21 protein-coding genes are annotated in these 25,681 nt (G+C 39.2%); 14 read left to right on the top strand and 7 right to left on the bottom strand.

Annotated features, from left to right (window positions below; all coding sequences use genetic code 11):
• Positions 1-222 precede the first annotated feature (222 nt).
• On the top strand, positions 223-1,584 hold the full coding sequence (gene murF, locus H6G69_RS08365) for a UDP-N-acetylmuramoyl-tripeptide--D-alanyl-D-alanine ligase (RefSeq protein WP_190684471.1): 1,362 nt from the start codon (positions 223-225) through the stop codon (positions 1,582-1,584).
• Between the two features lie 89 nt (positions 1,585-1,673).
• On the opposite strand, the gene H6G69_RS08360 is transcribed toward murF, so the two are convergent.
• The gene (locus tag H6G69_RS08360) at positions 1,674-4,403 is read right to left on the bottom strand and encodes an EAL domain-containing protein (protein ID WP_242072009.1); all 2,730 of its coding nucleotides are present in this window, start codon (positions 4,401-4,403) and stop codon (positions 1,674-1,676) included.
• A 144-nt stretch (positions 4,404-4,547) separates the two neighbouring features.
• Here H6G69_RS08360 and H6G69_RS08355 point away from each other — a divergent pair, with 144 nt between their 5' ends.
• Entirely contained in the window at positions 4,548-4,712 is a 165-nt protein-coding gene (locus H6G69_RS08355) for a hypothetical protein (protein WP_190684468.1), read from the top strand.
• A gap of 296 nt (positions 4,713-5,008) precedes the next feature.
• Here H6G69_RS08355 and H6G69_RS08350 read toward each other — a convergent pair whose 3' ends face one another.
• The 4 genes from H6G69_RS08350 to H6G69_RS08335 form a co-directional block, all read right to left on the bottom strand.
• Positions 5,009-6,280, bottom strand: a complete 1,272-nt coding sequence (locus H6G69_RS08350; RefSeq protein ID WP_190684835.1) for a tetratricopeptide repeat protein — start codon at positions 6,278-6,280, stop codon at positions 5,009-5,011.
• A 156-nt stretch (positions 6,281-6,436) separates the two neighbouring features.
• A complete protein-coding gene (locus H6G69_RS08345; RefSeq protein ID WP_190684465.1) occupies positions 6,437-8,185 on the bottom strand; it encodes an ATP-binding protein in 1,749 nt (582 codons plus the stop codon).
• Positions 8,186-8,410: 225 nt separating this feature from the next.
• On the bottom strand, positions 8,411-8,860 hold the full coding sequence (locus H6G69_RS08340; protein ID WP_190684462.1) for a response regulator: 450 nt from the start codon (positions 8,858-8,860) through the stop codon (positions 8,411-8,413).
• A 44-nt stretch (positions 8,861-8,904) separates the two neighbouring features.
• Positions 8,905-11,163 (bottom strand): ATP-binding protein, encoded by a 2,259-nt coding sequence (locus H6G69_RS08335; RefSeq protein ID WP_190684460.1) that lies wholly within the window; start codon positions 11,161-11,163, stop codon positions 8,905-8,907.
• A 327-nt stretch (positions 11,164-11,490) separates the two neighbouring features.
• Here H6G69_RS08335 and H6G69_RS08330 point away from each other — a divergent pair, with 327 nt between their 5' ends.
• On the top strand, positions 11,491-11,904 hold the full coding sequence (locus H6G69_RS08330; RefSeq protein ID WP_190684457.1) for a DUF6636 domain-containing protein: 414 nt from the start codon (positions 11,491-11,493) through the stop codon (positions 11,902-11,904).
• A gap of 137 nt (positions 11,905-12,041) precedes the next feature.
• Here the strand turns inward: H6G69_RS08330 and H6G69_RS08325 are convergent, their stop codons facing one another.
• The gene (locus tag H6G69_RS08325) at positions 12,042-12,710 is read right to left on the bottom strand and encodes a 2OG-Fe dioxygenase family protein (protein WP_190684454.1); all 669 of its coding nucleotides are present in this window, start codon (positions 12,708-12,710) and stop codon (positions 12,042-12,044) included.
• 902 nt (positions 12,711-13,612) lie between these two features.
• Between H6G69_RS08325 and H6G69_RS08320 the strand changes: the two genes are divergently transcribed.
• The 10 genes from H6G69_RS08320 to H6G69_RS08275 all read left to right on the top strand — a co-directional run bounded on the left by H6G69_RS08320 (position 13,613) and on the right by H6G69_RS08275 (position 23,405).
• Positions 13,613-14,575, top strand: coding sequence for an NAD(P)-dependent oxidoreductase (locus H6G69_RS08320; RefSeq protein WP_190684451.1), 963 nt, complete (start codon positions 13,613-13,615; stop codon positions 14,573-14,575).
• Between the two features lie 397 nt (positions 14,576-14,972).
• Positions 14,973-15,878, top strand: a complete 906-nt coding sequence (locus H6G69_RS08315; protein ID WP_190684449.1) for a S1C family serine protease — start codon at positions 14,973-14,975, stop codon at positions 15,876-15,878.
• Positions 15,879-15,904: 26 nt separating this feature from the next.
• The gene (locus tag H6G69_RS08310; protein ID WP_190684447.1) at positions 15,905-16,720 is read left to right on the top strand and encodes a S1C family serine protease; all 816 of its coding nucleotides are present in this window, start codon (positions 15,905-15,907) and stop codon (positions 16,718-16,720) included.
• Positions 16,717-17,334, top strand: a complete 618-nt coding sequence (locus H6G69_RS08305; RefSeq protein ID WP_190684445.1) for a response regulator transcription factor — start codon at positions 16,717-16,719, stop codon at positions 17,332-17,334. Before H6G69_RS08310 ends, H6G69_RS08305 begins: the two co-directional genes overlap by 4 nt.
• 164 nt (positions 17,335-17,498) lie before the next feature.
• Entirely contained in the window at positions 17,499-18,335 is an 837-nt protein-coding gene (locus tag H6G69_RS08300; RefSeq protein WP_190684443.1) for a dienelactone hydrolase family protein, read from the top strand.
• Positions 18,336-18,414: 79 nt separating this feature from the next.
• The gene (locus H6G69_RS08295; protein WP_190684441.1) at positions 18,415-18,870 is read left to right on the top strand and encodes a GNAT family N-acetyltransferase; all 456 of its coding nucleotides are present in this window, start codon (positions 18,415-18,417) and stop codon (positions 18,868-18,870) included.
• Positions 18,867-19,658 carry a class I SAM-dependent methyltransferase gene (locus tag H6G69_RS08290; protein ID WP_190684439.1) on the top strand — a complete coding sequence of 264 codons (792 nt, stop codon included), beginning with the start codon at positions 18,867-18,869 and terminating at the stop codon, positions 19,656-19,658. The genes H6G69_RS08295 and H6G69_RS08290 overlap by 4 nt, the downstream gene beginning before the upstream one ends.
• 63 nt (positions 19,659-19,721) lie before the next feature.
• On the top strand, positions 19,722-20,411 hold the full coding sequence (locus H6G69_RS08285) for an SDR family NAD(P)-dependent oxidoreductase (protein WP_190684437.1): 690 nt from the start codon (positions 19,722-19,724) through the stop codon (positions 20,409-20,411).
• Between the two features lie 631 nt (positions 20,412-21,042).
• A complete protein-coding gene (locus H6G69_RS08280; RefSeq protein WP_190684435.1) occupies positions 21,043-22,638 on the top strand; it encodes a DUF6798 domain-containing protein in 1,596 nt (531 codons plus the stop codon).
• A 167-nt stretch (positions 22,639-22,805) separates the two neighbouring features.
• Positions 22,806-23,405 (top strand): hypothetical protein, encoded by a 600-nt coding sequence (locus tag H6G69_RS08275; RefSeq protein ID WP_190684432.1) that lies wholly within the window; start codon positions 22,806-22,808, stop codon positions 23,403-23,405.
• Between the two features lie 61 nt (positions 23,406-23,466).
• Here H6G69_RS08275 and H6G69_RS08270 read toward each other — a convergent pair whose 3' ends face one another.
• Positions 23,467-24,216, bottom strand: a complete 750-nt coding sequence (locus tag H6G69_RS08270) for a thermonuclease family protein (protein WP_190684429.1) — start codon at positions 24,214-24,216, stop codon at positions 23,467-23,469.
• 899 nt (positions 24,217-25,115) lie between these two features.
• Here H6G69_RS08270 and H6G69_RS08265 point away from each other — a divergent pair.
• Complete coding sequence (locus H6G69_RS08265) at positions 25,116-25,658, top strand: single-stranded DNA-binding protein (RefSeq protein ID WP_190684426.1); 543 nt, start codon at positions 25,116-25,118, stop codon at positions 25,656-25,658.
• Positions 25,659-25,681 lie beyond the last annotated feature (23 nt).

The following is a 25,681-nucleotide window of genomic DNA, read 5'->3' as shown; positions in this document are numbered from 1 at the left end:
AAATTGACAAACAGGCTTTTGTCTATGTTATCAGCTAGGGGTCAAGCGATCGCCTAAAATTACAGCAGCAAAAAAGGAAAAATAACATACTTAATTTGATAATTTGTGCTTTTGACACAAGAATTATATGATTAAAAGAATTTTGTTCCTGTCCCCTTTATGGACGATTTACTTGACTATATAGATAATCATTTGTTATAAAATCATCACAAAATATCTACCATGCCTTGGTCTGCTAGCCTATCCCAACTCATTGAAATTCTTTCTGCCCAATCTGCTAATTTATCGCCAGCTGCTTTAGCACAAGTTAGTAATGGTATTCAGACAGATACGCGCATTCTTCAGCCAGGAGAAGTATTTCTGGCTTTGCGTGGGGAAAAATTTGACGGTCACGATTTTATCTCAACTGCGATCGCTAAAGGTGCTATAGCCGCAATTGTAGATTTTGACTATCAAAATTCTCAATTCCCTGTTATACAAGTAAAAAACACTTTAGAAGCTTATCAAAAAATTGGTCGCTGGTGGCGCGATCGCTTTAATATCCCGGTGATTGGGGTAACTGGCTCTGTCGGTAAAACTACGACTAAAGAGTTAATTGCCGCAGTTTTAGCAACCCAAGGCAAAGTTCACAAGACTTACGGCAATTTTAATAACGAAATTGGTGTGCCGAAAACATTGCTGGAATTAGATGCAAAACACAACTATGCCGTCATTGAAATGGCGATGCGGGGAAGAGGTCAAATTGCCGAACTCACACATATTGCTCGACCCACAATTGGCGTAATTACTAATGTTGGCACGGCGCATATTGAATTGTTGGGTTCCGAAACAGCAATTGCTGAAGCAAAATGTGAATTATTAGCCGAAATGCCAAACGATAGCGTAGCAATTCTCAATTATGACAATCATTTATTAATTGCTACTGCCAAAAAAGTGTGGTCAGGGGAAGTGTTAACCTATGGTTTAACTGGTGGTGATATCATAGGAAACTTAATTGATAGCGAAACTATTGAAGTTGGCGGAATTAAATTACCGTTGCCTTTAGCTGGTCGTCATAACGCTACTAATTTTTTAGCCGCTTTAGCAGTTGCCAAAGTATTAGGAATTGATTGGGCGAATTTAACCAATGGTGTAGTTGTGGATATGCCCACCGGGCGATCGCAGCGTTACACTTTACTGGATGATGTTGTCTTGTTAGATGAAACTTATAATGCAGCCCCAGAAGCAATGTTAGCAGCATTGCAATTATTGGCAGACACGCCCGGTAAGCGCAAAATTGCCGTATTAGGAGCAATGAAAGAATTGGGCGAGCGATCGCCCCAATTGCACCAAAAAGTTGGCGAAACTGTGCGAAATTTAAATTTAGACGGTTTGCTAGTTTTGGTAGATGGACAAGATGCCGAAGCAATTGCCAAAAGTGCTGTAGGCGTTCCTTGTGAATGTTTTGCCAGTCATGGCGATTTAGCCGCACGACTCAAAACGTTTATTCAAGCAGGCGATCGGATTTTATTTAAAGCTGCTCATTCTGTAGGCTTAGATCGTGTTGTGAATCAATTACGAACAGAGTTGATGAAAAGGGTGTAGGGGGTAGGGTGTGGGGTGTAAGGATTTTGAATCAGTACACCCCTATACCCTCGCTAAAACCCTTGATTTTTCATTTTGATGCGTAAGTTCTATTTACTCAAAGGCAGTGGCCTACCAACTCCATAACCTTGGGCATAATCTACCCCAAGGTTTTGAATAACTTCTAATATGGCGTTATTTTCGACAAATTCGGCAATGGTTTGAATACCCATTACCTGACCAATTTTATTAATGGCATCTACCATTGCTAAATCAATTGGCTCCTCGACAATATGTTTAACAAAACTACCATCAATTTTTAAATAATCGACTGGTAAGTTTTTTAAATAAGCAAAAGAAGACATTCCACTGCCAAAATCATCTAAAGCAAAGCAACAGCCAAATTCTTTCAATGAGCGAATAAATCCTGCTGCTTTAGCTAAATTTTTAATCGCAACTGTTTCGGTGATTTCAAAACAGATTAATGCTGGAGAAATTTTATGTAATGTAAATTGATCGCAGATAAAATCAATGAATTTATCATCATTGATACTCGCTCCCGAAAGGTTAATCGTATATAAACAATCACGATTGTTGTTTAAGGATGGACAATGATGCCATTGAGAAACAGCGCATTGAGCTAAATTAGCAAAAAATGTGTGAATCACCCAACGGTCGATAGTTTGCATCAGATTGTAGCGTTCCGCAGCCGGAATAAAGGCCATTGGTGACACTAACTTGCCTTTTTCATCAATCAGCCGCAAGAGAATTTCGTAATGCTCTGTCAAAGATGCTGTGCGGGTGACAGGCACAATTGACTGATAATAAAGTTGAAAACGATTATCGTCTAAAGCTTTAGTAATTCGCCCTACCCATTGCATTTCACCATGCTGTTTTGCTAACTCAAGATCATCGGCTTGATAAATATGTACGCGATTTCTTCCTTGATTTTTAGCCACATAACAAGCGGCATCGGCGGCACTTAAAGCACTATTCATATCTTGAGTCTCAGAATTGATTGCTACTAAACCAACACTGACGCTCAAATTGAAAATTTTATTTTGTTGCCAAACAAAGCGAAATTTATGCGCGGCTTCTCTGAGGTTATGAGCAACTAACACGGCTGTTTCTAAAGAACAATCTTTGAGTAAGATGCCAAATTCATCTCCTCCTAAACGTGCCAATGTATCAGAGGAATGTAGACCATTTTGAAACAACTTAGCAAATTCACGCAATAATTCATCACCCGCTACGTAACCGCAAGTATCATTGACAATTTTGAATTGGTCTAAATCTAAATAACACAATGCGTGTTGTTCTTTGTGAGTCTGAGCGTTAGTGACTGCTTGCAATAGTCGATTTTCAAATTCCCATCTGTTAACTAAGCCAGTTAAGTTATCGTGGCTGGCTTGCCAAGATAGTAAACGTGCCATATTACGGCTGTGGGTAACGTCATGAAACACTACTACAACGCCAACAATACTACCATCGCTAGTCCGAATGGGCGCAGCCGAGTCTTCAATAGATAACTCTCTACCGTTACGAGTAATTAGTACAGTTTGATTGGCTAAACCAACAATTCCCCGAGAATGCAAAATTTTTTCGACTGGGTTTTGTGCGGGTTCGCGGCTAATTTCATTGATAATATTGAAGACTTGGGTGAGCGGCATACCTAATGCTTCGTTTAGGCTCCAACCTGTCAAGGTTTCCGCCACCGGGTTAAGATATTTAATCAAACCACTGGCATCGGTTGTAATGACTCCATCGCCAATAGATTTTAAGGTGACTAAAGCCAGTTCTTTTTCGTGAAACAAAGCTTTTTCTACGGCTTGACGCTCGGCAATTTCCATCTGTAATCGTTGTAGGGTCTGTAATAACTCGTGTGTGCGTAAGTTAACTCTTTGTTCTAATTCTTCATTGGCTTTTTTGAGTGCTATTTGCGATCGCCTGCGTTGATAATCAATAATGTTCAGGGATTTGGCATTTCCCCAAATCAGCACAGCAAAAACTACAATATTTAAAACACTTAAAGCACAGAGTCCAAATTCAGCAGTATAAATCTGCATTCGATAACCCCACAACACCACCCAGCAAATTATGGGTGGAAACACAACAGCTGCTGGTAATAAATGTCTAGCCATGATGCCGCCAGCATTTTGATTGCTGACAACTACCATGAGTCCACGGTTGGGACAGGCAAATAAAATGCCACAAATTAATAACAAGAGTGCAATGGCTGTATGTATGGCAATTGAGGTTAAAGAACCAAATTTATACAAGTATGCGTTCCCATAAATGTAGCCTAAAAGACCCATGCCTGCGATGAAAAATGCCACTATTGCCAATAATTGGGCGATAAAATACGCCGGGTGATTGAGACTTAAAAGTAGAAGACTAGTGCCAAGCAACACAAAAATTACTGCGGTATGTACTGCCATCCGGCCCGGAGCGGCATCACCTAGAGGGTCAAGACTAGCCTGAAAAAATATTTGGTCGATGCCTAAGTCTAAGTTGAATGTATATTGAATCAGTGTGAATAAACCAACTACTAAAACCAAAGCAGCACAAAGTTGACAAATATGGCGTGTAATAATATTTGTTGATTGCCAATGCCACAGCCATAATGATGTTCCCCCTAAGATTAAACAAATAGCTGTGTTGGCTTTCATCGCTACCCATCCAGGCCAAACGCTTTTGAAAATTGTAATGTCTTTTATCCAACCCACAATCACCACAAAACCAATCAAGGTGACTAAAATACTAGTCGTTTGTGACCATGATTGAAACCAGGCATTCAAAGCAGAAGCCTGACAGCGAGGCAAGATATTATAAGTAGCCATAAGTTTTCATCTTAAACTAGCAACCCCGAATCATCAGGTTATTTGCTAGTTATACCTGAAATCAGGGGTTCAAAAATATAAAATTATTTAAGACTAATACTATTAAGTTAATCAAGTTTCCCTATGGATAGAAGTGGATAGGGCATGAGTAACAGCAAAAGAATCAAAGCCTATCTTAGAGGTTGTTTTAAAAGTCTAATTTATTACTTTCCTTGGCGATTAGAAATCGCGCGCCATTTGCTTCAAGTCGGGGAACCCGCCCAACGCAATGGCTTGGCTACACAGACAAAACCCACCTTCGTGGGTTAAAAACTCTTGATTTTTCATGAGTCCGCGCAGGTGGTCACTGAGCTTGTCGAAGTGCGGACTTTGTTTGTGTAGTAGCGAATTATATTCGCCCAAAACTTTTAAAACATCCTCTTAACTCTATGATATTTCCGACAAGACTAGTAAGTAATAACATGATTTTAAGGATTCAGCATACAGAAGTGAGAATTTAGAATTTAAGAGTAATTGAGGATAATTAGGCTATTTTTAGCGAAAATAATTTGATTAAATTTTCTAACATTCTAGCTCCTAGATTCTGACTCCTGAATACTGAGACACTATCTACCGCGATCGCGTTCTAAATCTTCAATGACTTTTTGCATATACCAATTATCAGGCATTCCGGGGTAATCATCTTGTTTTTGGTCAATTAACCTTTGAGCAATTTCCCAATAACCACCAACCAAACGCAACAGTTTTTGCCGGAGTAAATCATGCTTTTGTTGTTTAGATTCAGGTGCAGCTGTTTGAATTCTTTGTAAGCTGTTTAAAACTTGTTGATAATTATCCCAGTCTGCTTGTTCACAAAAAATACTAGCAGCGTGTTGATAATCGGCAATTGCACTTTGTATTTCTTCGAGTAATGTATAAGCGAGTCCGCGATTATAATAAGCTTGGGCATCATCCGATTTAATTTGTAATGCTTGAGTGTAATCAGCAATTGCACCAAGATAATTACCCATTGTGCGATATACATTTCCTCTAGCAACGAATACTAAGCCATCTTGGGGCTGCATTTTGATTGCCTGGTTAAAATCGGCAATTGCCCCTTGATGATCTCCTAAAAAAGCTCGTGCTTTGCCTCGGTTGCGATAAACAATGGCATTTTGAAAGTTGAGTAAGAGAGCTTGGTTAAAATCGGCAATTGCTTCACGATATTTTCCCATTTTACAGCGGACTACACCGCGACAGCAATATGCTTGAGCATCTTGGGGGTCGGCTTGTAATATCCAGTTTAAATCTGCGATCGCTTCTCTGGTATCTCCTTGTTCGGCTTTGGCTAATAGTTGCGTAAAATAATCTTGTGTAGAAATGATGGGTGCAGTGGGATGATTTTTTGGTTGCTCTGCGGGTTTAGCTGGCGGTTTTAACTGTTGAATTTTTTCTAAACACAGACGACAGTTTTCTTTATCTTTTTGCTGTAAATATAATTCTGCGGCTTGCTTAAAATTAGCGATCGCATCTTGAATAAATCCTTGTTTGCGCCGTACCATTGCTTTTAAATTATAAGCTGCGGCATAATTACCACGCAAAGAAATCGCACGTTCCACATCTGCTAACGCGCCAGGTAAATTTTTGAGTGCCAAACGTGCCAAAGCCCGGCTATAGTAAGCCTCGACAAAATCAGCAGCAATTTTTAAGGCTGCGGTGTAGTCGGAAACAGCCAGAATTATTTGCCCTGAGTCGTAATAGGCCAAACCTCTTTGCAGATAAGCTTCCGCATCATAAGGCACAAGTTGGATTACTTGGCTAAAATCTGCGATCGCCCCAGCATAATCTTTTTGCTGGGCTTTTTCTAGTCCCTGAAAATAGAGTTCGTGATGATTCATGGCGTGTGTTTGCACCGTCACTCAGACTCAGTTCCCATTGTCGGGTAAACGTTAGTAACTTGCCACTCTCATCTGTAAAGAGTCTGTTACAAATTTCGGGAAAGTCAAAACTCATGATTTCTTCTCTGCCATATCTGCTTTGTCTTCTTTGTCTTCTCATCTTCTTAACTGGCTACTCCCTAGTGAATTTCTATGTTTTCTCGGCAATTTAACTGTTACTTTTGTTCCCTGTCCTGGTTGGCTAGATAAATTAATCTTGCCGCTATGTAACTCTACACAAGCTTTAGTAATCACTAAGCCCAGACCTGTGCCTGGTATTGTGTCAACGTTACTGCCCCGACTAAAAGATTTAAATAAATTTTCTTGATCTGCTAATGGAATGCCAATGCCTTCATCGATAATTTCTAGGACGATTTCTGAGTCTTTGCTGTTGATGTGAATTTGAATATCTCCACCTTCTGGAGAGTATTTAATCGCATTGGATAGTAAATTTAAAAGTATTTGTCGTAAAAGTCCGCGATCGCCCCAAAAACTTTTATGATTGCCTGTAACCTTTAAAATTAATTCGTGGCGTTTGTCTAAGATTGCTTGTTGTTCTTCAATAATCTCAGAAATAAATTGCAGTAAATCTAAAGGTTGCGGTTTAAATTTAGTTTTGTCTAGTTCTAATTGATGAACCAAGAGCATATCGTCTACAAGTTTAGACATATGTCTAGCTTTCTGCTCAATGATTTGTAAAAATCTATTTTGTTTTGATTCATCGAGTTTTGTATTGTGTTGTTTGATTGTTGATGCAGCTGCCAAAATCGAAGCTAAAGGTGTACGGTATTCGTGAGAAACTGTTGTCACGATTTGCGTTCTAAATTGATTGAGTTGCTTTTCTTTGGCTAAGGCAGCTTGTGTCACCGCCAAAAGTTCAGCCTGTTGAATGGCAATTGCTAATTGAACTGAGACTTGATTGAGCATCTCTACTTCATCCGCAGGCCATAGCCTATCTGGCGCACTGGGTTGGGCAATTAAAAAGCCCCAAAGTTTCGGGCTGGGGTTACTGTTTTGGTTCAGATTAATCGGAACGACTAAGTTTGCTTGGGTATTGAGTTGCTCTTTAGCGTGGAAACAAAAATGACTCAAACTTGCTTCATAGTTTTGAGAAATTCTGCGTCGATATCGCCAACGATGATTTTCTCCCAGATTGCTGTAAGCCACAACCAAACTTTTTTGTTTAGTGGTAGTTGAACTATGAGCTATCTGTGTAGTTACAAAAGTCGTTTCAGCTTGATTGTAATTTAGGAGATGATCGCTTTTGGCAGCAGGTTCTTTTGATGACGCGACTATCTTACCACCTAAATCGGAAGTAAATTGATAAACCATCACGCGATCGCACTTCAAAAGTTGCTGTATCTCAACAACAGCTGTATGCAAAATTTCTTCTAAATTGAGTGATTGACGAATGCGTAATGCAGTCGTCGCAATTAAGCGCTGTTGTTCTTGAGTTTTGCTCAGTTTGACTTGCAAGCAAGATTGCTTAATCGCATTGCGCACTGCCAATTGCAAAACATCCAACTGGAGATGCTGCTTAACTAAATAATCTTGCGCTCCCTGCTTCATCGCTTGCACAGCAACAGCTTCATCACCGCGCCCTGTTAACATAATTATGGAAACAGGCGAGCTAAACTTACAATTTTTTAGCCGTGCCAACAAATCTAACCCATTCATATCAGGTAGGCAAAAATCCAGCAGAATCACATCACAGTGCATTGCTTGGCATAAAGCCAACCCTTCCTCCGCAGAATCTGCCTCGAAAATTTGATACGAATTTTGAGGATCTTTTAATAGGTATCGACGATAAATTTTCCGATCCTCGGCACAATCATCAATGATGAGTAGCGTCCAGGTGTCCGGCATATTCAGAAATTAGGGAGAATATTTATACTCCTGTATTTAGAATCCCATGCAATGCTGTAATTGTTAACTAATCATTACAAAAATATAAATAAAATATTAAATTCTTGGGGGTAGAAGTTAGAGGCTAGAGACTAGGGTTAGGGAGAGAAAAGATATTCACTGCGGCTTTGTTCTCCTGAGTGGAAAGTGCTGAGTCAACACCCTAGTCCCTAACCCCCAGCCCCTCTACTCCGTAGGCGGCAAAGTATTGCTCTCTAACCAATAGTCCACAAAGGCTTGAACTGTTTTTTGCAGTTCTTGAGCATCCATTGGCTTAACGAGATAGCCATTGGCTCCCTTCTGATAGCAAAATTCAATGTCTTTGGGGTTAGATGAGGTGGTAAAAACCACAATGGGGATTTTTTTGAAACAGATATCTTGCTTGAGCCGTTCTAAGATGTCACGACCATCAATTCCTGGTAAATTTAGGTCAAGCAAAATCACCGAAGGCTTCGGTATGGTGTTGGGTTGTTGAGAACTTTCTGGTGCATACAGAAAGTCCAAAACCTCATCCCCATTTGTACATCTATATATGGGGTTCTGGACAGCCATCCGCCGCATCAGGCGTTGCAACATTTTAAAGTCTTCATTGCTATCCTCAACAACCAACAGAGGTTTGTTAAGTTTTTTTGTCATCAGAGATTTTAAAAAATGTAACAAAAATTTTTAAATATCTTAAACTATTGCCCCAACGTAAAATAAAAGGTGGAACCTTTGCCCACGCTAGATTCCACCCAAATTTGACCGCCGTGTAACTCAACAATTTTTTTAGAAATGGCTAATCCTGCGCCTGTCCCGCCGCCATACTTTTCTTGGGAGTGTAGCCTTTTAAAGAGGCGAAAGATAGTTTGGTAATGATGTGCTTGAATACCAATTCCGTTATCTTTGACATAAAACACGGTAAATGAGGTGTTTTTCGGGATATTGGATAATTCTTGGGGATTTATCGAGCCAATTTCAATTAATGCTGCTGTTTTATCGTTATATTTCCAAGCGTTGATAATTAAATTAGTAAAAACTTCGTTGACTAATACTGCGTCACAGGCAATTGTGGGTAAAGGGCGAGGAATGAGAAGATGAATTTGAGCTTGTTGACGACTGGCATTAATGACGTCAAGTACTTGATTTAGCAGTTCATTGAGATCGGTTGGCTGACGGTGTAGTTCTGTTTGTCCGAGTTGGGAAAGACGCAATAAAGAATTAATCAGACTTTCCATACGTACAGACAAAGATAGTACCGTCTGCAAGTAATCAATCCCATCTTCATCTAAGAGTTGAGCATAATCTTCGATTAAAATCGTCGAAAAATTATAAATACCACGCAATGGTTCTTTAAGGTCATGAGAAGCTGCATAAGCGAACGATGCAAGTTCGCGGTTACTGCGTTCTAACTCTTGGTTAATTTTGGCTAATTCTTCGGCTTTAGAAAGCACAATTCCAATGATCGCATTTTTTAAGGCCAAAGCATTATCAATTTCACATTGTTTCCAAGGTAGAGCAGTTAACTGTACTATTTCTTGCCACTTTTCAAAAGATGTCCGCGGACATAAGCTCACGCTACCATCTATATGAGTTTGTCTGGAAGTGTTAGGATTACCTGCCCAATTGATGGTTTGTAATACTTCCGGGCGAAACCACAGAATGTAGTAACGCTGAATTTGCGAAATACGTAATAACAGCAATCCACTAGCTGTATTTTTAAAATTAATTGCTTCTGGGTAGAGCTTCGGTAGAGAATCAGTAGAAAATAAGCGTTCACTAACGTGATTATCTACCCAAGTAATTAATTCCCGCACCTGTTCTTTATTTGGTGTTGCACCTACTAAAGTAATTTCGTGGTCTAAACATACCGCCGCCCCAGTGGCACTAACAAGGGCGAGTAAACTTGGTTGAGGCTTAATTAAGGCATCAATAAAATTATCTGCCTGCGAAATTAACTCAACAAATTCTGACTGGAGAGATTTTAACCTGACTTCATAGTCTAATTCTGAATGAATTACTTTATGCCCCAACTCTGAAGAGACAATTTGCCCCAAAAATTCACAGATTTTCCGCAGTTCATAACTTAAATGCTGCGGTGTTTGGTGATGGGCAGAAATTAATCCCCACAACTGCTGATTTTTAATTAAGGCAATTACTAATATGGCTGCTACACCCATATTTTGATGATATGTAATGCAGCAAGGATCAACGCTGCGTAATCCAGACCAGCTTAAATCAACGGGTGTATTATTTGCATCTTGAGCAATTAGCTGGACTGCTTGGGCTGTCAAATCAGGGATAAATCTGTGTAAACACTGAGTGTATAACTGTCTGACTGGTGTAGGAATATCTGTAGCGGGAAAGTGAAGTCCTAGTAATGGTGATAAATCTTCTCGTTTGGCTTCTGCAACTACCGAACCTGCACCATCTTCAGCAAATCGATAGACCATTACTCGGTCAAAAGCTGTGATTTTGCGATATTCTGTGGCAACTAAATGCAAAAATTCGTCTAGATTAGTGGTATTTTGCAAATTAGCGATCGCTTCACTCACCAAACCATGAAAACCTAAAAAACTGACCTCATCATCACTATTTTTTGGCTCAAGTTCTAAAATCACAGCATTACTGGTGCGATGAACAATCCCATCAAAATATCGTTCTCCATCGATAGTTGTGATTGATACTTTGAAAGTTGTTACACTGCCAATCTTTTTCTCTAAGCATTGTTGAATAACCGCTATTTGTTGAGTAGCAAGTAAACAACTCAGCGGTTGACCGAGTAAATCTTGAGGTTGTTTATCCAAATAGATTGTGGTGTTGTTGCTGACTTGCCAAATCTCTAACTCCGCATTTAGGGCGATTAACACACCATAAGGCTGTATCGACCCAGGTAAATGAATTGGCTGGTCATGGCTGTTATCAGAATTAGTTTGAGTAGTGATGTCTTCAGGACTCATGATGTGAATAAATAAAGTTTAACTGATGACAATGCACTAAATTACAGTTGAAGGAGAATTCAGGAGTCAGCATTCAGGAGTCAGGAGTCAGAATAATAGGCTTTATACCTAGCTTGCCGAATAAAAGTGTGTACTTCACTTGGTTTAAATATGCTGTAACTGCTACGTAATTTTAATTTAAAATTTACATCAAATTTTGCTAATATCTCTGATTTATTTTTAATTCTAATGCCAAGATAAGTATGGCTAATAGTTACACTGTATAACTGTTATATCTATAGTGTATTTGGTCAATTATTGAGAACTTTTTGACAAAAGGTGGTTTTGATGAAACTCAAGAATTATTTCACTGTTTTGACAACAACAGTATTTTCTATCATAACTCTGCCAGCGATCGCTCAAGAACAAACTCAATTTCAAACACCTTCGGGAAATATTTATTGCTTAATAGCAGAACAAAATATTCGTTGTGATGTTCTAGAAATTACTGGTCAACTTCCACCGCAACCCAAAGATTGCGAATTAGATTGGGGTCATGTATACAATCTCGGACAGCGAGGAAGTGGTTATCGGGGTTGTTATGGTGACACAGTAGCTAATCCAGACAGTCCTGTTTTGCAATATGGTAGAACATTGCGTTATCAAGGTTTTGTTTGCACATCCAAAAAAACAGGATTAACTTGCATTAACCGCGATAAAAAAGGCTGGGAACTGAGTAGAGAGCAACAAATATTTTTTTAAATATAAAAATTGAGGAAATGATTAAATTCATTTCCCCAAATATCTTAGACTATTAAATATTTGCTGTAAATTAATGTTGGGAAGGCAAAATAAACTAATCCATTTAATGTCTATAAATCAATTTAGTCCAGCAATAATCATTCAATTAGCAAGCTAGGAGAAGTTAAAACAAATACATCCCTAATTCCTAAGCCTTCGGTTTGCGGTTTTATCGGAGTAGTAAAGTGGAAGAAATCATGGTCATTAACTAATAAAAGTTCTCCAGAGTTTAGTACTTTGCTAAAAACAGGTTTTTCCTTTTTAGCTGTGTATAAATGGGTTTCTCCACCTTGAATATTGTCTCTATTCACAGAGAATATGCCGATAAAATCAGTTCCGTCTTGATGGATACCTTCAGGGGCAGGATTACCCATGTTATCAGGCGAACAGATGGTTCTGATTTGATGAACTCCAATTTCTGCTTCTGGGTGCAGTTTACAAGAATCACTAAATGCTAAAACCATCTTTTTAAAGCTATCAAGCTCAACAATGCTATCTTCTAATTCAGAAAATTCTCGTTTAATATCTCCTACTAAAGGATTATAAGATTTACTTTGGAAAAGATAGCCATGAGGTAGTTTAATTAACTCATTACCAGAAACAGTAAACCGAGATAGCCTTCTTAACCGATAATTACCTTTGATATAAGGATCAACTGGCAAATTTTTAAAGAACGGCTCGAAACTTTCTGGATTAATTGAATTTACCTTTCTTAGGGTAAATAGAAAGGCATATTCTAATTCCGTTGATTCCCATACTTTTTGCATAGGATTTACCTGCTAATTAAGTTTAAATTCTCCGCTATTTTTCTTTTTCGGAGGCTTATACCACCGAGTATATGCTACTTTTTATTAAAATGTCGTTAAAATGACTACATAAATTGACAAATTGTGATAAAGAAATAACATTTATTGCTGATCACTAACACTGGATTTATTTAGTATTTATACTTACAGCAGGGATAAATTATTCAGTAACAACAAGATAACCAAATTTTTTTAAAAAGTCAGGTATCTGATTTTACAAAGTAATTATCTTTGATACAGAAATTCAGTTCCCCGACTTCTCAAATAAGTTGGGGAACTAAGCATCACGATTTTGATAAATCAAATAGGATTGATATATTATTAGCCAAAACTGTAATTAATAATACAAAATAAGCTGTATAAAAAAGCTTATTACTGTTAGTTGAATTTTTAAGCATATTTAGTAAATTTACATTCATTACTAGTTCATATATGTGCGCTATATCAAAAATAAATTGTGAAAATGCTTATATTTTACAGATAAAAAATTAAATAACTATTAGTTGCCTTTTATATAGGGCTTTAGTCATATTAACTAATATGACTAAAGTCTGATGGTAGAAAAATAAAAATGATTTATATTAGAAAGGTCATTGCTTTAAATATTGAGTGATGTTGCTTGTATTTGTTCACAGTGATCTAAATAAAGATTCTCATAGTAGTAATTAATGAACTTATTGTCAAACACTCACAGGAAAGTTTTCTAGTTATAAAGACTCAATTAGTCTGCCGAACGAGCATATAGCCTGAGTACATATTTTCTCGAACTTACAAAATATGTATTACTGCTTTATGGGCTATTTTGTCATGCTTATGCAATAAAACTTCCACAATCAATCTACTTAAATATAGGAGATATGGGGATGCGGATTTTTTTAACTGGTGGCTCAGGATTTGTTGGTCGTAATTTGATTACAACTTTAGTAAAACAAGGTTTTGAAGTGCGATCGCTTGTTAAGTGGGAGGATGAAATAGAGTTAATCAAAAACTGCGGCGCTATTCCTATCTTTGGAGATATTAATGATTTCCAAGCTCTTAAGTCGGGAATGGAAGGATGTAGTGTAGTTTTTCATGTAGCAGCAAAGGTTGACGACTGGGGAGTTTTAGAAGATTTTCAACAAGTTAATATTCGGGGAACCGAACAAGTGATTGCAGCTGCTAAAGCCACAGGTGTATCGCGCCTTGTTTATGTGAGTACAGAAGCTGTCTTGATAGGTGGCGAAGCCATTATTAATGCTGATGAAACTCGCAGCTTACCAACAAAGCCATTAGGATTTTACCCTCTGACAAAGGCGATCGCAGAACAAAAAGTCATTGCAGCCAATTCAGATGAACTTACAACCGTAGTAGTGCGTCCGCGATTTGTGTGGGGAAAAGGAGACACTACCCTATTGCCGCGCTTCCTCAAAACTATGCGCGATAAAAAGTTTGCTTGGATTTCTGGCGGACACTATCTGACTTCTACCTGTCATGTACAAAACTTATGTCAAGGGTTAATTTGTGCAGCCGAACGCGGAAAAGGTGGAGAAATTTATTTTATTACTGATGGTTCACCGGTAGATTTTCGCAGCTTTATTACAGAATTAGCCCGGACTCAAGGAGTTGAACCAGGGACTCGTACTATACCACGTTGGTTTGTTTGGTTTTTAGCTTGGAGTTTAGAACAAACTTGGAATTTATTAAGGTTAAAAGGCGTACCTCCCATCACTAGAACTGCCTTATCTATGATTGCTGGAGAAGTCACTGTGAATGATGCAAAAGCACGGCGCGAAATTGGCTATCAAACAGTCATTTCCCGCCAAGAAGGATTATTAGAAATGTCTTAAATTTCTTTTTTGATTTTTCACTTTAGTATCTGTAAGAGGATGTCTGAAAAGAAATGGGCGAATATAATTCGCTACTACACAAACGAAGTCCGCCTGCGCGGACTAGTAGAAAGCTAAGATTTTTGAACCCGCGTGGTGCGCCAAGCGCGATAGGCGGGTTTTGTCTGTGTAGCCGCGACTGAAGTCGCCAAGGCTGTATTTGAAGTGAATTGATTGGACTGGAAATGCCCAACCTTCCTATTGTTCTTTCATTTCACACTTCACACTTCACACTTCATACTTCATACTTCTCTCCCTAGCCATTTTTCTAGGTAAAATTCTCTCCATTTTTCTGATGCTATCTCTAGATGTAAAACGTCACGATAGGAGCATCACAGAATATTGGCGGAGAATTTTTATGTCTTCATTGCTGGCATTGTCCAACAGTTTAGCTGACATCGTACAACAAGCCGGAAGTGCTGTAGTTGCCATCAACGCTGGTAGACGCATTTCTCCCAGTGGCATTCATTGGCGCAAAGGTATTATTGTCACATCAGATGAGTCACTCGGACGTTACGAAGAAATCACCATCACTTTATCAGATGGACAGACTCAACCGATTTCTTTTCTCGGCCATGACCCAAGCACAGATATAGCTGTATTTCAATTACAAAATAATGAAATTCCTGCGGCACAAATTGGCGATGCGACAAATCTCAAAGTCGGCCATTTGGTATTAGGACTAGCAAGAGGTAGCGAAGGTGACATACGTGCCGCGATGGGTGCAGTCAGTGTAGTAAGTGGTGCATGGCGGAGTATGAGTGGTGGTAATATTGACCAATTCATCCGCCCAGATATCACTCTTTATCCTGGTTTTGCAGGTGGGCCACTCGTAGATGCGGCGGGTTATGTAGTGGGAATGAATACATCGGGGCGGCGCGGTACAGCTTTAACTATCCCGGCGGCTACAGTTGAGCGCGTGGTAAATCAATTAGTCACAAAAGGGCATATTTCACGGGGTTATTTGGGTGTGGGAATGCAGCCTGTACTCTTACCTAGTAACCTCAAAGCTGCTTTAAATTTATCCACAGCCACAGGGGTAATTGTTGTGAATGTCGAACCGAATGGCCCGGCTGATAATGCTGGTTTGTTACTAGGGGATGTGTTAGTTAGTTTTGATGGTGTTGCTGTCAGTGATACAGGTGATGTGTTAGCACTACTAAATAATAGCGATCGCATCGGTAAAACTGTCAAAATTCAGATTGTACGCGGTGGCACATTAGCCCAGTTAGATGTTGTTGTTGGCGAACGTCCTGCTGAATAAGTAATTACCACTACATTAAGGCAATTATGATTACACAATTTAATGATGAACTCTCAGCAGTCGCCACTACACTGCGTCAAAGCACAGTTAAAGTTAAAAGCGGTGCAGTAGGAATCGGTTCTGGGGTGATTTGGCAAGCTGACGGGTTAATTATTACTAATGCCCATGTCGCAACTAGCAACCGGGCGACGGTGGAATTAGCAGATGGGCGAGTATTTGAGGCCGTGCGATCGCATTTTGACCCCCAGCAAGATTTAGCCGCACTCAAAATTAACGCTACAAATTTAAATTCTGCAACTATCGGTGATGCCGATAAGTTACGCGTTGGTGAACTAGTCTTAGCAGTAGGCAACCCTCTCGCTGATACTGGTGCAGTTACAGTTGGGATGATTCACACACGTCATCCACAGGCGGTGATGGCAGATTTACAACTGTATCCTGGTAATTCTGGCGGGCCTTTGGCTGACTGTCTTGGTCGAGTTGTGGGGATTAATACAATGATTGTCAACGGCTTGGCTGTGGCAATTCCTAGCAACACTGTCAACCGCTTTTTACTTGGTAATCATCGTCTGCAATTAGGTGTAACGCTGCAACCTGTGATTTTAAGTAGACGCAATCTTGGTTTACTAGTGTTATCAATACTTCCTGATAGTGTTGCGGAAAATGCGGGATTACAAATTGGGGATGTGTTAGTTGGGGTTTCCGGTAAAGCTTTGACTCGACCTGATGATTTAGCTAAATATCTGCATCACACTCAAAAATCTATCCCGTTACAAATATTGCGTCATGGTCAGCAATTCGTGGTTTACATCACCGGAAAAACTGCTGTGGAGGCGACATGATTCGGGTGATTGTGGTTGCTGCTTCTCCTGTAGTACGGGCAGGTTTATCGGCGGTAGTAAGTAGCAATCCGCAATTGACAGTCGTTGGTAGTGCAGCTGACTTAGATGTATTGTCTAAGTCAGTTGAGCAATTACAACCGGATGTAGTTTTGCTCGATTTAGGTAGCAACCCGCAACCAATTTGGACAAAATTACAGTTAATTTCCGAACAGCCAATTATTGCGATCGCAGAAGATATCGATAGTATTGATCTAGAAACAGCATTTCGTTCTGGTATTCGCGGCATATTATCCACTACCAGCACAGAAACAGAAATTATTGCCGGAGTTGAGGCAGTTGCTTCTGGTTTAGTCGTGCTGCACCCTGATTTTTTAGAATTGCTAGCAATGCGGGAAAAAGTCGTAGCTAACGCCGTGCAAACCTTGACACCCAGAGAAATCGAGGTTTTAGGAATGTTAGGTTCTGGCTTGGGGAATAAAGCGATTGCCAAACGCCTGCAAATTTCCGAACATACAGTAAAATTCCACGTTTCATCAATCTTTCAAAAGCTGGGTGTCTCTACCCGTACTGAGGCTGTGACGGCTGGTGTTCGTTTGGGTTTGATTATGTTGTAGTAAAGGGCGCAAATCTGTGCGCCTTTACTTTTGATTATTTATGCTTTACTAATATTTAGCTAAACTAAATATAATGTCACTTCGGATTATACTTAACGTAAGTTGACAAAACTTATAAATCTCTGACCAAATAAGACTAAACCCAAAAAATTTAGGTAAAGACGATGCAAGAGATTACCCGTCGCCAATTTATTGCCACGGCTACCTTAACAACTGGTTTTGCATTGGCGGTAAAACCTATTTCTGCCGCAGTTATCAGCACAGATAGCAAAGGATTAGTAGCAGGTGCGGTGAAAATACCTGTTAAAGATGGGGAAATTCCAGCTTATAGGGCAGCACCTAGTAAAGGAAGTAATTTTCCGATTGTGTTGGTGATTCAGGAAATTTTTGGTGTACACGAACACATTCAAGATGTTTGTCGTCGATTTGCCAAATTGGGGTATATTGCGATCGCACCAGAATTATTTATTCGTCAAGGCGATGTCTCCAAGTTAAGCAATATCGACGAAATTCGGCCAGTAGTAGCTAAAGTTCCCGATGCTCAGGTATTATCTGACCTTGATGCAACCGTCGCTTGGGCTGTTAAATCTGCAAAGGGTAATGCTAATAAATTAGCTATTACAGGCTTTTGTTGGGGTGGGCGCATTACTTGGTTATATTCAGCACACAACCCCCAAGTTAAAGCAGGTGTAGCTTGGTATGGAAGATTAGTTGGTAATTCCACAGAATTAACTCCCAAGCATCCAGTTGATATTGCTTCTAGTTTGACAGTTCCCGTACTAGGACTTTATGGCGGAAAAGATACAGGAATTCCTTTAGAGACAGTAGAACAAATACGAGAGCGCCTCAAGTCCAGCAGTAGTAAATCAGAAATCATCGTTTATCCCGATGCACCCCACGCCTTTTTTGCTGATTATCGTCCTTCTTACAGAGAGAAAGAAGCAAAAGACGGTTGGAAACGTCTGCAAGCATGGTTTAAGCAGCATGGCGTTTCGGCTTAGAGATAGTAGGTGATAGGTGATAGGTTACAGATTTACAAGTCTGTTGCTGTCTAAGTTTGATTATTGATCAATCTCCATCATGAATATTTCCCTACGTAGCATCCAATCAGATGAATTGTACGCACTTTTAAATCTATACAAACATCTGAATCCAATGGATGCTGCCTTACCTGATGAAATAACACTCCAAGAAATATGGCACGAAATATTAAGCGATCGCAAGATTAATTGCTTTGTAGCAGACTTAGATAGAAAATTAATAGCCTCTTGTATTTTAGTAATCGTTCCTAATTTGACACGAGGCGCACGTCCCTATGGCTTGATTGAGAATGTCATCACTCATACTGATTATCGTCGTCAAAGCGTAGGAACACGTTTGATAAATCATGCTTTGCAATGGGCGTGGAGTCAGAACTGTTACAAAGTCATGCTTCTAAGTGGAAGTCAACGCCAAGAAATACACCAATTCTACGAAAAAGCTGGGTTTAAAAAAAATATTAAAACTGGTTTTGTTGCTACACCAGAATCTATATGAAAAAGTCCAATTACTACGACAATATTGCACAGATATATGACCAAACACGATGGTTAACAGAACCAATTGCCGATTCCATTGCCGATTTTATTCTAGATTTAACTAGTGCTACCCCTGAAACCTCTTTTTTAGAATTAGGTGTTGGTACAGGTTTAAATGTAATTCCACTTGTTAGACGTGGTTATCCTGTAACAGGAATTGACATTTCCTCAGAAATGCTTGAACAATTCCGGCAAAAATTCAACGTCGTCCCTCCTCAATTAACGCTAATTCAGGGTGATGCTTCACAATTACCTTTTCCAGATAACAGTTTTGATGTTGTATTAACTGTTCATATGCTGCATACTGTTACTGATTTGCAAGTCTGTTTAGACCACATTGATAGAGTATTGAAACCTGGAGGATTCTATCTGAATTGCCAATGGATTACTCCCCCAGCTAGACGAGAATTTGAAGGTTATTTTCAAGATATATTATCTAAACATGAAGAAATAAAGCCAAATAAAAATCTAGAGAAACCGAAGATAGATGTTGAAGCATATTTACAACAAAAAGGATATGTCTCAAATTATTTGGTAGCTCAAGAATGGACTGTTAATAATACAGTTGAAGAGTTACTAAGTTTTTTGCAAGCGCGAGCATACGGTTTATGTTGGCGAGTTTCCGAGGAAATATTTGCTCAAGCTATCAATGAATTTCAAGAATTTTGTATCAATAATTATGGCTCTTTAAAAACTATCCTTTCCTCTGAAGCTAAGTTTGAAATCTGGGCTTATAGAGCAATTTGATACTTTGTATTTCTAGAAAATCATGTAACCTAACAAAATCTGCAAAAATAGGAGAAATAAAACATGACAAACATTGCCTTAATTGTAGGTGCTGGTAGTGGACTTAGTGCATCTTTAGCACGGTTGTTAGCAAAAGAAGGTTTCACTGTCGCTTTAGCCGCACGTCAAATTGATAAACTCAGTGCTTTATCTGATGAGATTGGAGCCGTGAGTTTTGCTGCTGATGCCTCTAAACCAGATGAGGTAGAACAGCTATTTCAAAATGTTGAACAAAAATTAGGAGTGCCAACGGTAGTTATATATAATCCCAGTTGGCGAGTTCGCGGTTCCCTCGTCGAACTTGATCCCGCCGATGTTGCTAAAACGCTAGAAATTACAGCTTATGGCGGTTTTTTGGTAGCACAAGCAGCTGCCAAACGCCAGTTAGCTGTGGGCGGAGGAGCAATTTTCTTTACAGGTGCTTCTGCGAGTGTTAAAGGTTATGCGCGTTCTGCGCCGTTTGCGATGGGTAAATTTGCTTTGCGGGGTTTGGCACAGAGTATTGCGCGTGAACTTGCACCGCAAAATATCCATGTGGCGCATTTTGTGATTGATGGAGCAATTCGTTCTGCTACCCGTACAGAGCCAGAAGATAAACCAGATAGCTTACTTGATCCCGATGCGATCGCCCAAACTTATCTTAATATTCTCCGTCAACCCCGCAATGCTTGGACATGGGAAGTAGAATTGCGTCCTTGGGTAGAAACATTTTGATGAATGAATAACAGTCAGTTGTTGTGCATACAAACTGCACAACTGTGACCCGTCCTATGTTATGGCTTGCCATAACGTATAAATCCCCGTATATCCAATATACATACTGAGCTTTTATAAGAACTTCATCTTTATATTGAAAAATTGTTCAATAAGTACACTGAAAATTGCCTAAATTATGGTGTTTTCGTGTCTTGGTATTTCCTAATAAAATTATATATTGCTTATTTTTTCATACTCAGGACTTACGCAAAAATAACGTAACTCTGTCATTACGAGCGATAGCGAAGTAATCTCCCCTGACGCTGGGACTGCTTGCCTACACTTCGTTCCGGTCGCTATGACATTATCGACGTTGCGTAAGTCCTAATACTTTCAATTCTTTATTAAATTTTTATCAATATTGTGTAATAAACTAGAAAAATGTCAATAAAAAACTTAACATTCAAAAATAATTTTTGGCTTAAAAGAGTAAAACTACTTAGAGCAACTATATACACTTATACACCAAGCGGGTGTTTGTAACGTATAACAGAGACACTGGCAAGAGTTGATTAACAAAGCATAAATCTTCCTGTTATTGGATTTGCTTGCAATGCTTTGGTAGAGTTAAGTATTGAGGCAGTTAAAAATGACTCAACAATATTTAAGAAGTAATTTTGTTTGGCGAACCACTGCTGGGATAGGAATAGAAACAATAGCAATCCTGATATTAATCTGTTTGAGGCAATTGCTATTAGGAAATATGGAAATTAACGAGGTAGACTTATTACCTTTAGCCAGACAGTATGTTGAGCCAAATTGGATACCTGGTGATTGGTATCTTAACCAACCAGTCAGCTATAGAGAATTATTTCAAACTTTATTTGGTAGGTTAATTGTAAGTTGGGGTTTTCTAGCAAGTTCCATCGCAGGAAGGTTGTTTTGCTATAGCTTAATGGCGTGGGGACTAGTACTTATAGGACGAAGGCTAGGTCTGCATCCAGTAATGCTGATGTGTGCAGTGAGTATGTTTTTACTGAGACAAAATATTGCAGCTGGAGCAACATTAATAGTACCAGGAATCGAAAGTAAAACTGTTGCTTATGCTTTAGTATTTTTGGCTATAGCACTAATGCTCAGGCAACGTTATCAACTGATGGCTTTGCTATTAGGTCTGGCAACTTCATTTCATGTTTTGGTAGGTGCATATACTACTTTATTTACACTGGCGTGGCTAATAGTTAGACGAAAAAGCCGTTTCCCCAATCTCCGCAAATTTGGATTAATAGCTTTGCTCTATTTTGCCACAGGTATATTTGGAGTTAAAGCCGTAATTCAACAATTGTCTACGCCAACGCCTACAAATCCCATCTCTCCCTCTTACATATATGTATTTCTTCGCTTACCTCATCATCTTAATCCCTTATCTTGGTCTCCAAAGTGGTTGCTAATTGCTGCATTTTTCTTGGTGCTACTTATAGGAAGTAGCACTGTTCTATTTTTCAATCGATCATCTGATCAGTTATCTCAACAGGATGAAGCTCGTATTGGACTATTTGAATTTACATTAATTAGTTTAGTTCCTAATGTAATCGGACTAATCATAGCTCCATTCGATACTCAAGGCAGTTTACTGCAATATTACCTTTTCCGAATAGGTGATGTAATGTTGCCCCTCAACGCTTGGCTACTATTTGCCTGTGCGGTACAACAAATTTTTTCAAATGCAAAAAAACAACAAATACTATTCCTCATTTGTACTTTGATAGTAAGTACATTTGTGATTACTTCATTTCATGACTTTCAGAAAAATTTTCAGTCTCGTCTTACCTTTCCCAATGAAGCACAAAAAGTAGATCCTCAATGGAAAAATATGTGTGATTGGATACGAAATAATACACCTAAAGATGCTGTATTTGTGTCTCCACCTGTTGAGTTTGTTAACTTCAGTTGGTTAAGTGAAAGACCCACCATTGCTAAATATAAGCTTTTGGCTCAAACTAAAGCTGGCATTTTAGAATGGTATGAACGTTTACGAGATTTGAGTGGTGATTTGAATAGAGTTAATTCATTAAATAGCTTTCAGCCACAACTCCTCACTGATGGCTACAACAGCTTGACAACTGCTCAAGCTAAGATACTTATGGCAAGGTATAAAGCTTCTTATTTGGTAACTCGGATTCAACATCGCCTCAATTTACCAGTTGTCTACCGCAACCAGTTATATGTTCTCTACAAAGAATGAGTTGGGGACTTATAACTAAAAAATATCCAATCATTAGAGATAGCCAATGAAGCAATGCTGTTTTGCAAGTTCCCCCAGGAGCAAGCTTATTGTCACATCAATTCTATGATTGCAACAACAATCTGTTTGTTTGCGTCTGATCAGGTAGATACCTTAAATTCACAATCATGAGCTTACGCAAATTTTCTTTAAAAATCAATGACATCAAGCAATATCACACAGTATTGCTATCAAGTTTAGTATTTATTGCTATGACTGCTTGTAGTGGAGCTAGTGTTCAAGCAAGTGTGTCTAACTCTCAATTGCGAATCTTAAATGAAACTCAAAACTACAAAAATACTGAAGTATTTTTACAACCATTGTCTTCATCTTCTAAATCTGTAAAAACGCAAGATATCCAAAAACAAGCTGTACAGCTAATTCGCCACTACTATAGTGCCATTAACCGCCACGACTATAAAAGTGCTTATGCAGACTGGTCAAATAATGGTGCGGCTAGTCAACAATCTTTTGAAGAATTTAGCCAAGGTTTTAAAAATACACTTGCAGTGAAAGTTAATATTGGCAAACCCGGAGAAATAAATGGAGCAGCAGGCTCATCTTATATAGAAATTCCTGTGACAATTATAGCAAAAACTATTAATGGAAAAACTCAGAATTTTAGAGGTACTTATGTTTTAAAACGTGTTAATGATGTTACTGGTTCAACTCCCACACAAAGAATGTGGCATATTTACTCGGCAAAAATTACTCAGGTTAATCAATAATCAAATGCTATTAATATCCTAAATCTCGCCTCAATAGACAATCTTTGTGTGTAAGGCAAGTTTAATTATGGGGTTGCAACGGTACTATCGATAAAACCTGATAACCTTCACCTTGAGGCATACATTGGCCATCAGCATTTAAAGGACAAGCAGTTTCAGTTAGGTTTGGACGAGTACCTTCAGTATATACTGCGGTGATTTTAACTTGCTGATTTTGGAGCGATCGCAATTTAGCCTGAGAAACTTGAGCAGAGGGACGTAAAACTAATTGATTCTGGTTGGGAGTGTTGGTTATTAGGAAAAATTCTTCTCCTTGATAAGCTCTAACTGACATCACAGGCGGAATTTTTTCATAAATTAATTTACCTTGCCAGGTAGATATTTTAGATTGATTGACATCGCTATTTGATTGTTGCCACAATCCCCAATGTTGGTTTTTAGCATTGGCCTCTGCAATAAAATATTGGGTTCGGTTTTCAGCGCAGTCTTGAATTGTATCTCGGTCAACGACAGCGTTACCTGACTCTACTAAAAGCAAATTGATGGAGCGATTATTTACATAAACTTCTGCGGCTGTTTCTTCATTTTCTAGTTGTTGTGTATTTCTAATCACAACAGGAGTCAGAGGTGGTAACAGCTGTGTTAGCTGTTGGGTTGCTGCTTGCTCGCTGTTGTCAGTCGTCTTTGGTACATTAATACAAGCTAATTTGACTGTTGTTGTTTGCCCAGCCTCATCTTTAACCTGAATTGTCTGTCCATCTACAATCCCAATCACCGTACCTAGCACTAAAATTAACTCCAGCAAATTCATAAATTATTGTGTATTTGTTTATGCCTAAATGCCTAATTTTATTTCAGTAATTAGACTGGTACTGTGATTATCCTCACAACTTTAAGTTTGATTAATAAAGCAACTTTCGCGGCGGTGTTGCAACTAGCACAGAAATTATCAAGGAACTAAAACTAACAGCGTAGGAGAACCCGCGTAGGCGGTGAGGGGATCGCCGTCTTGGCGGTTCCCGTCGTTAGCGCAGCGTAAAGCCTGATGGCATAGCTTCGCTTAGAGCGACGTACTCCTTCGGAGAAGCAAGCTACGCGTAGCGTCTCCCTTTGGGAGAAGGAGCGTCAGGGGTTTTGTCTGTATAGCCGAGCCAGTGCGTTGGGCGGGCAATGCCCGACTTGAAGCAACTGGCGTGCGACTTCAGTCGCCCTCGTGCAAGATATGTGTTAAGTGCATTTCCCCTTTATGTACAAAATTAAATTCTCGTATTTTTTCTGCTAACAAATGGTACAATTATACTACTCATGCAGAATTCAATGCTCGGTTCAGTCAGGCGAAGGCTGCCAGTAGTGTTACAGCTACTGTGCAATGCCATCGCTTGGCTTTTATGCTAAAGGTAGCAGACAATAGAACACTTATAGGAAAGTGCGGAGTATAAACCTAGTATCTTTAGGATGAATGGAAAAGAAAACGCTTGTTTGGGCAGGGTTTAGGGTGTGGGGTGTAGGGAAAAATCAAGAAAACTTCTTGTTCACTACACCCAAAAGAGTCACACTTTGCACCCAACAGCCTTATATATCATGAGTTTGCCGTTAACTTAGAACTATTCATCTTTAAGACTTTGAGCAATCAACATTTTCCTAACCTAAGTGACTACGGCTATAGATTATTGATTCATAATTACAAATTATTTTGATTAGGAGGAAGTAATGAATAGCTGCATTTTAATGGCAGATATTATTCAAGAACCGCAATTAAGGTATACAGCCGATAATCTAGCGGTAACAGAAATGCTAGTACAGTTTTCTCATTCCCAGCGACCAGAAGATGCGCCAGCCACATTAAAAGTTGTAAGTTGGGGAAATTTAGCTACAGAAGTGCAGCAAAATTATCATCAAGGCGATCGCGTCATCATTGAAGGCCGCTTAGGGATGGTAACATTTGAGCGTCGCCCCGAAGGCTTTAAAGAAAAACGTGCCGAACTGACAGTACAACGCATTCATGCTGTTGGTAAAGGTTTTCAGCCGACTGCATCAGCCACAGATACTTATTCACAGCCATCTGCTGTTCAAACCTATACTCAAGCTGATGTTTCCAGTTATGAACCACCGCGCCCAACGCCCACCCCTGCCAGTGTCAGCGTTGCACCTCCAGCAAAAAATCCTGAACCAACCTACCAACCTAGCAATTTTGAGCGTAACACCTATACGCCAGTCGTAGAAGAACCAGACCCAGATGATATTCCGTTTTAATCGAAGTGATGCAAATGGGTGTC

The organism is Nostoc sp. FACHB-110, assembly GCF_014697425.1.
Lineage (GTDB): Bacteria > Cyanobacteriota > Cyanobacteriia > Cyanobacteriales > Nostocaceae > Nostoc_B.
This window is presented reverse-complemented; position numbering and strand designations above follow the sequence as displayed.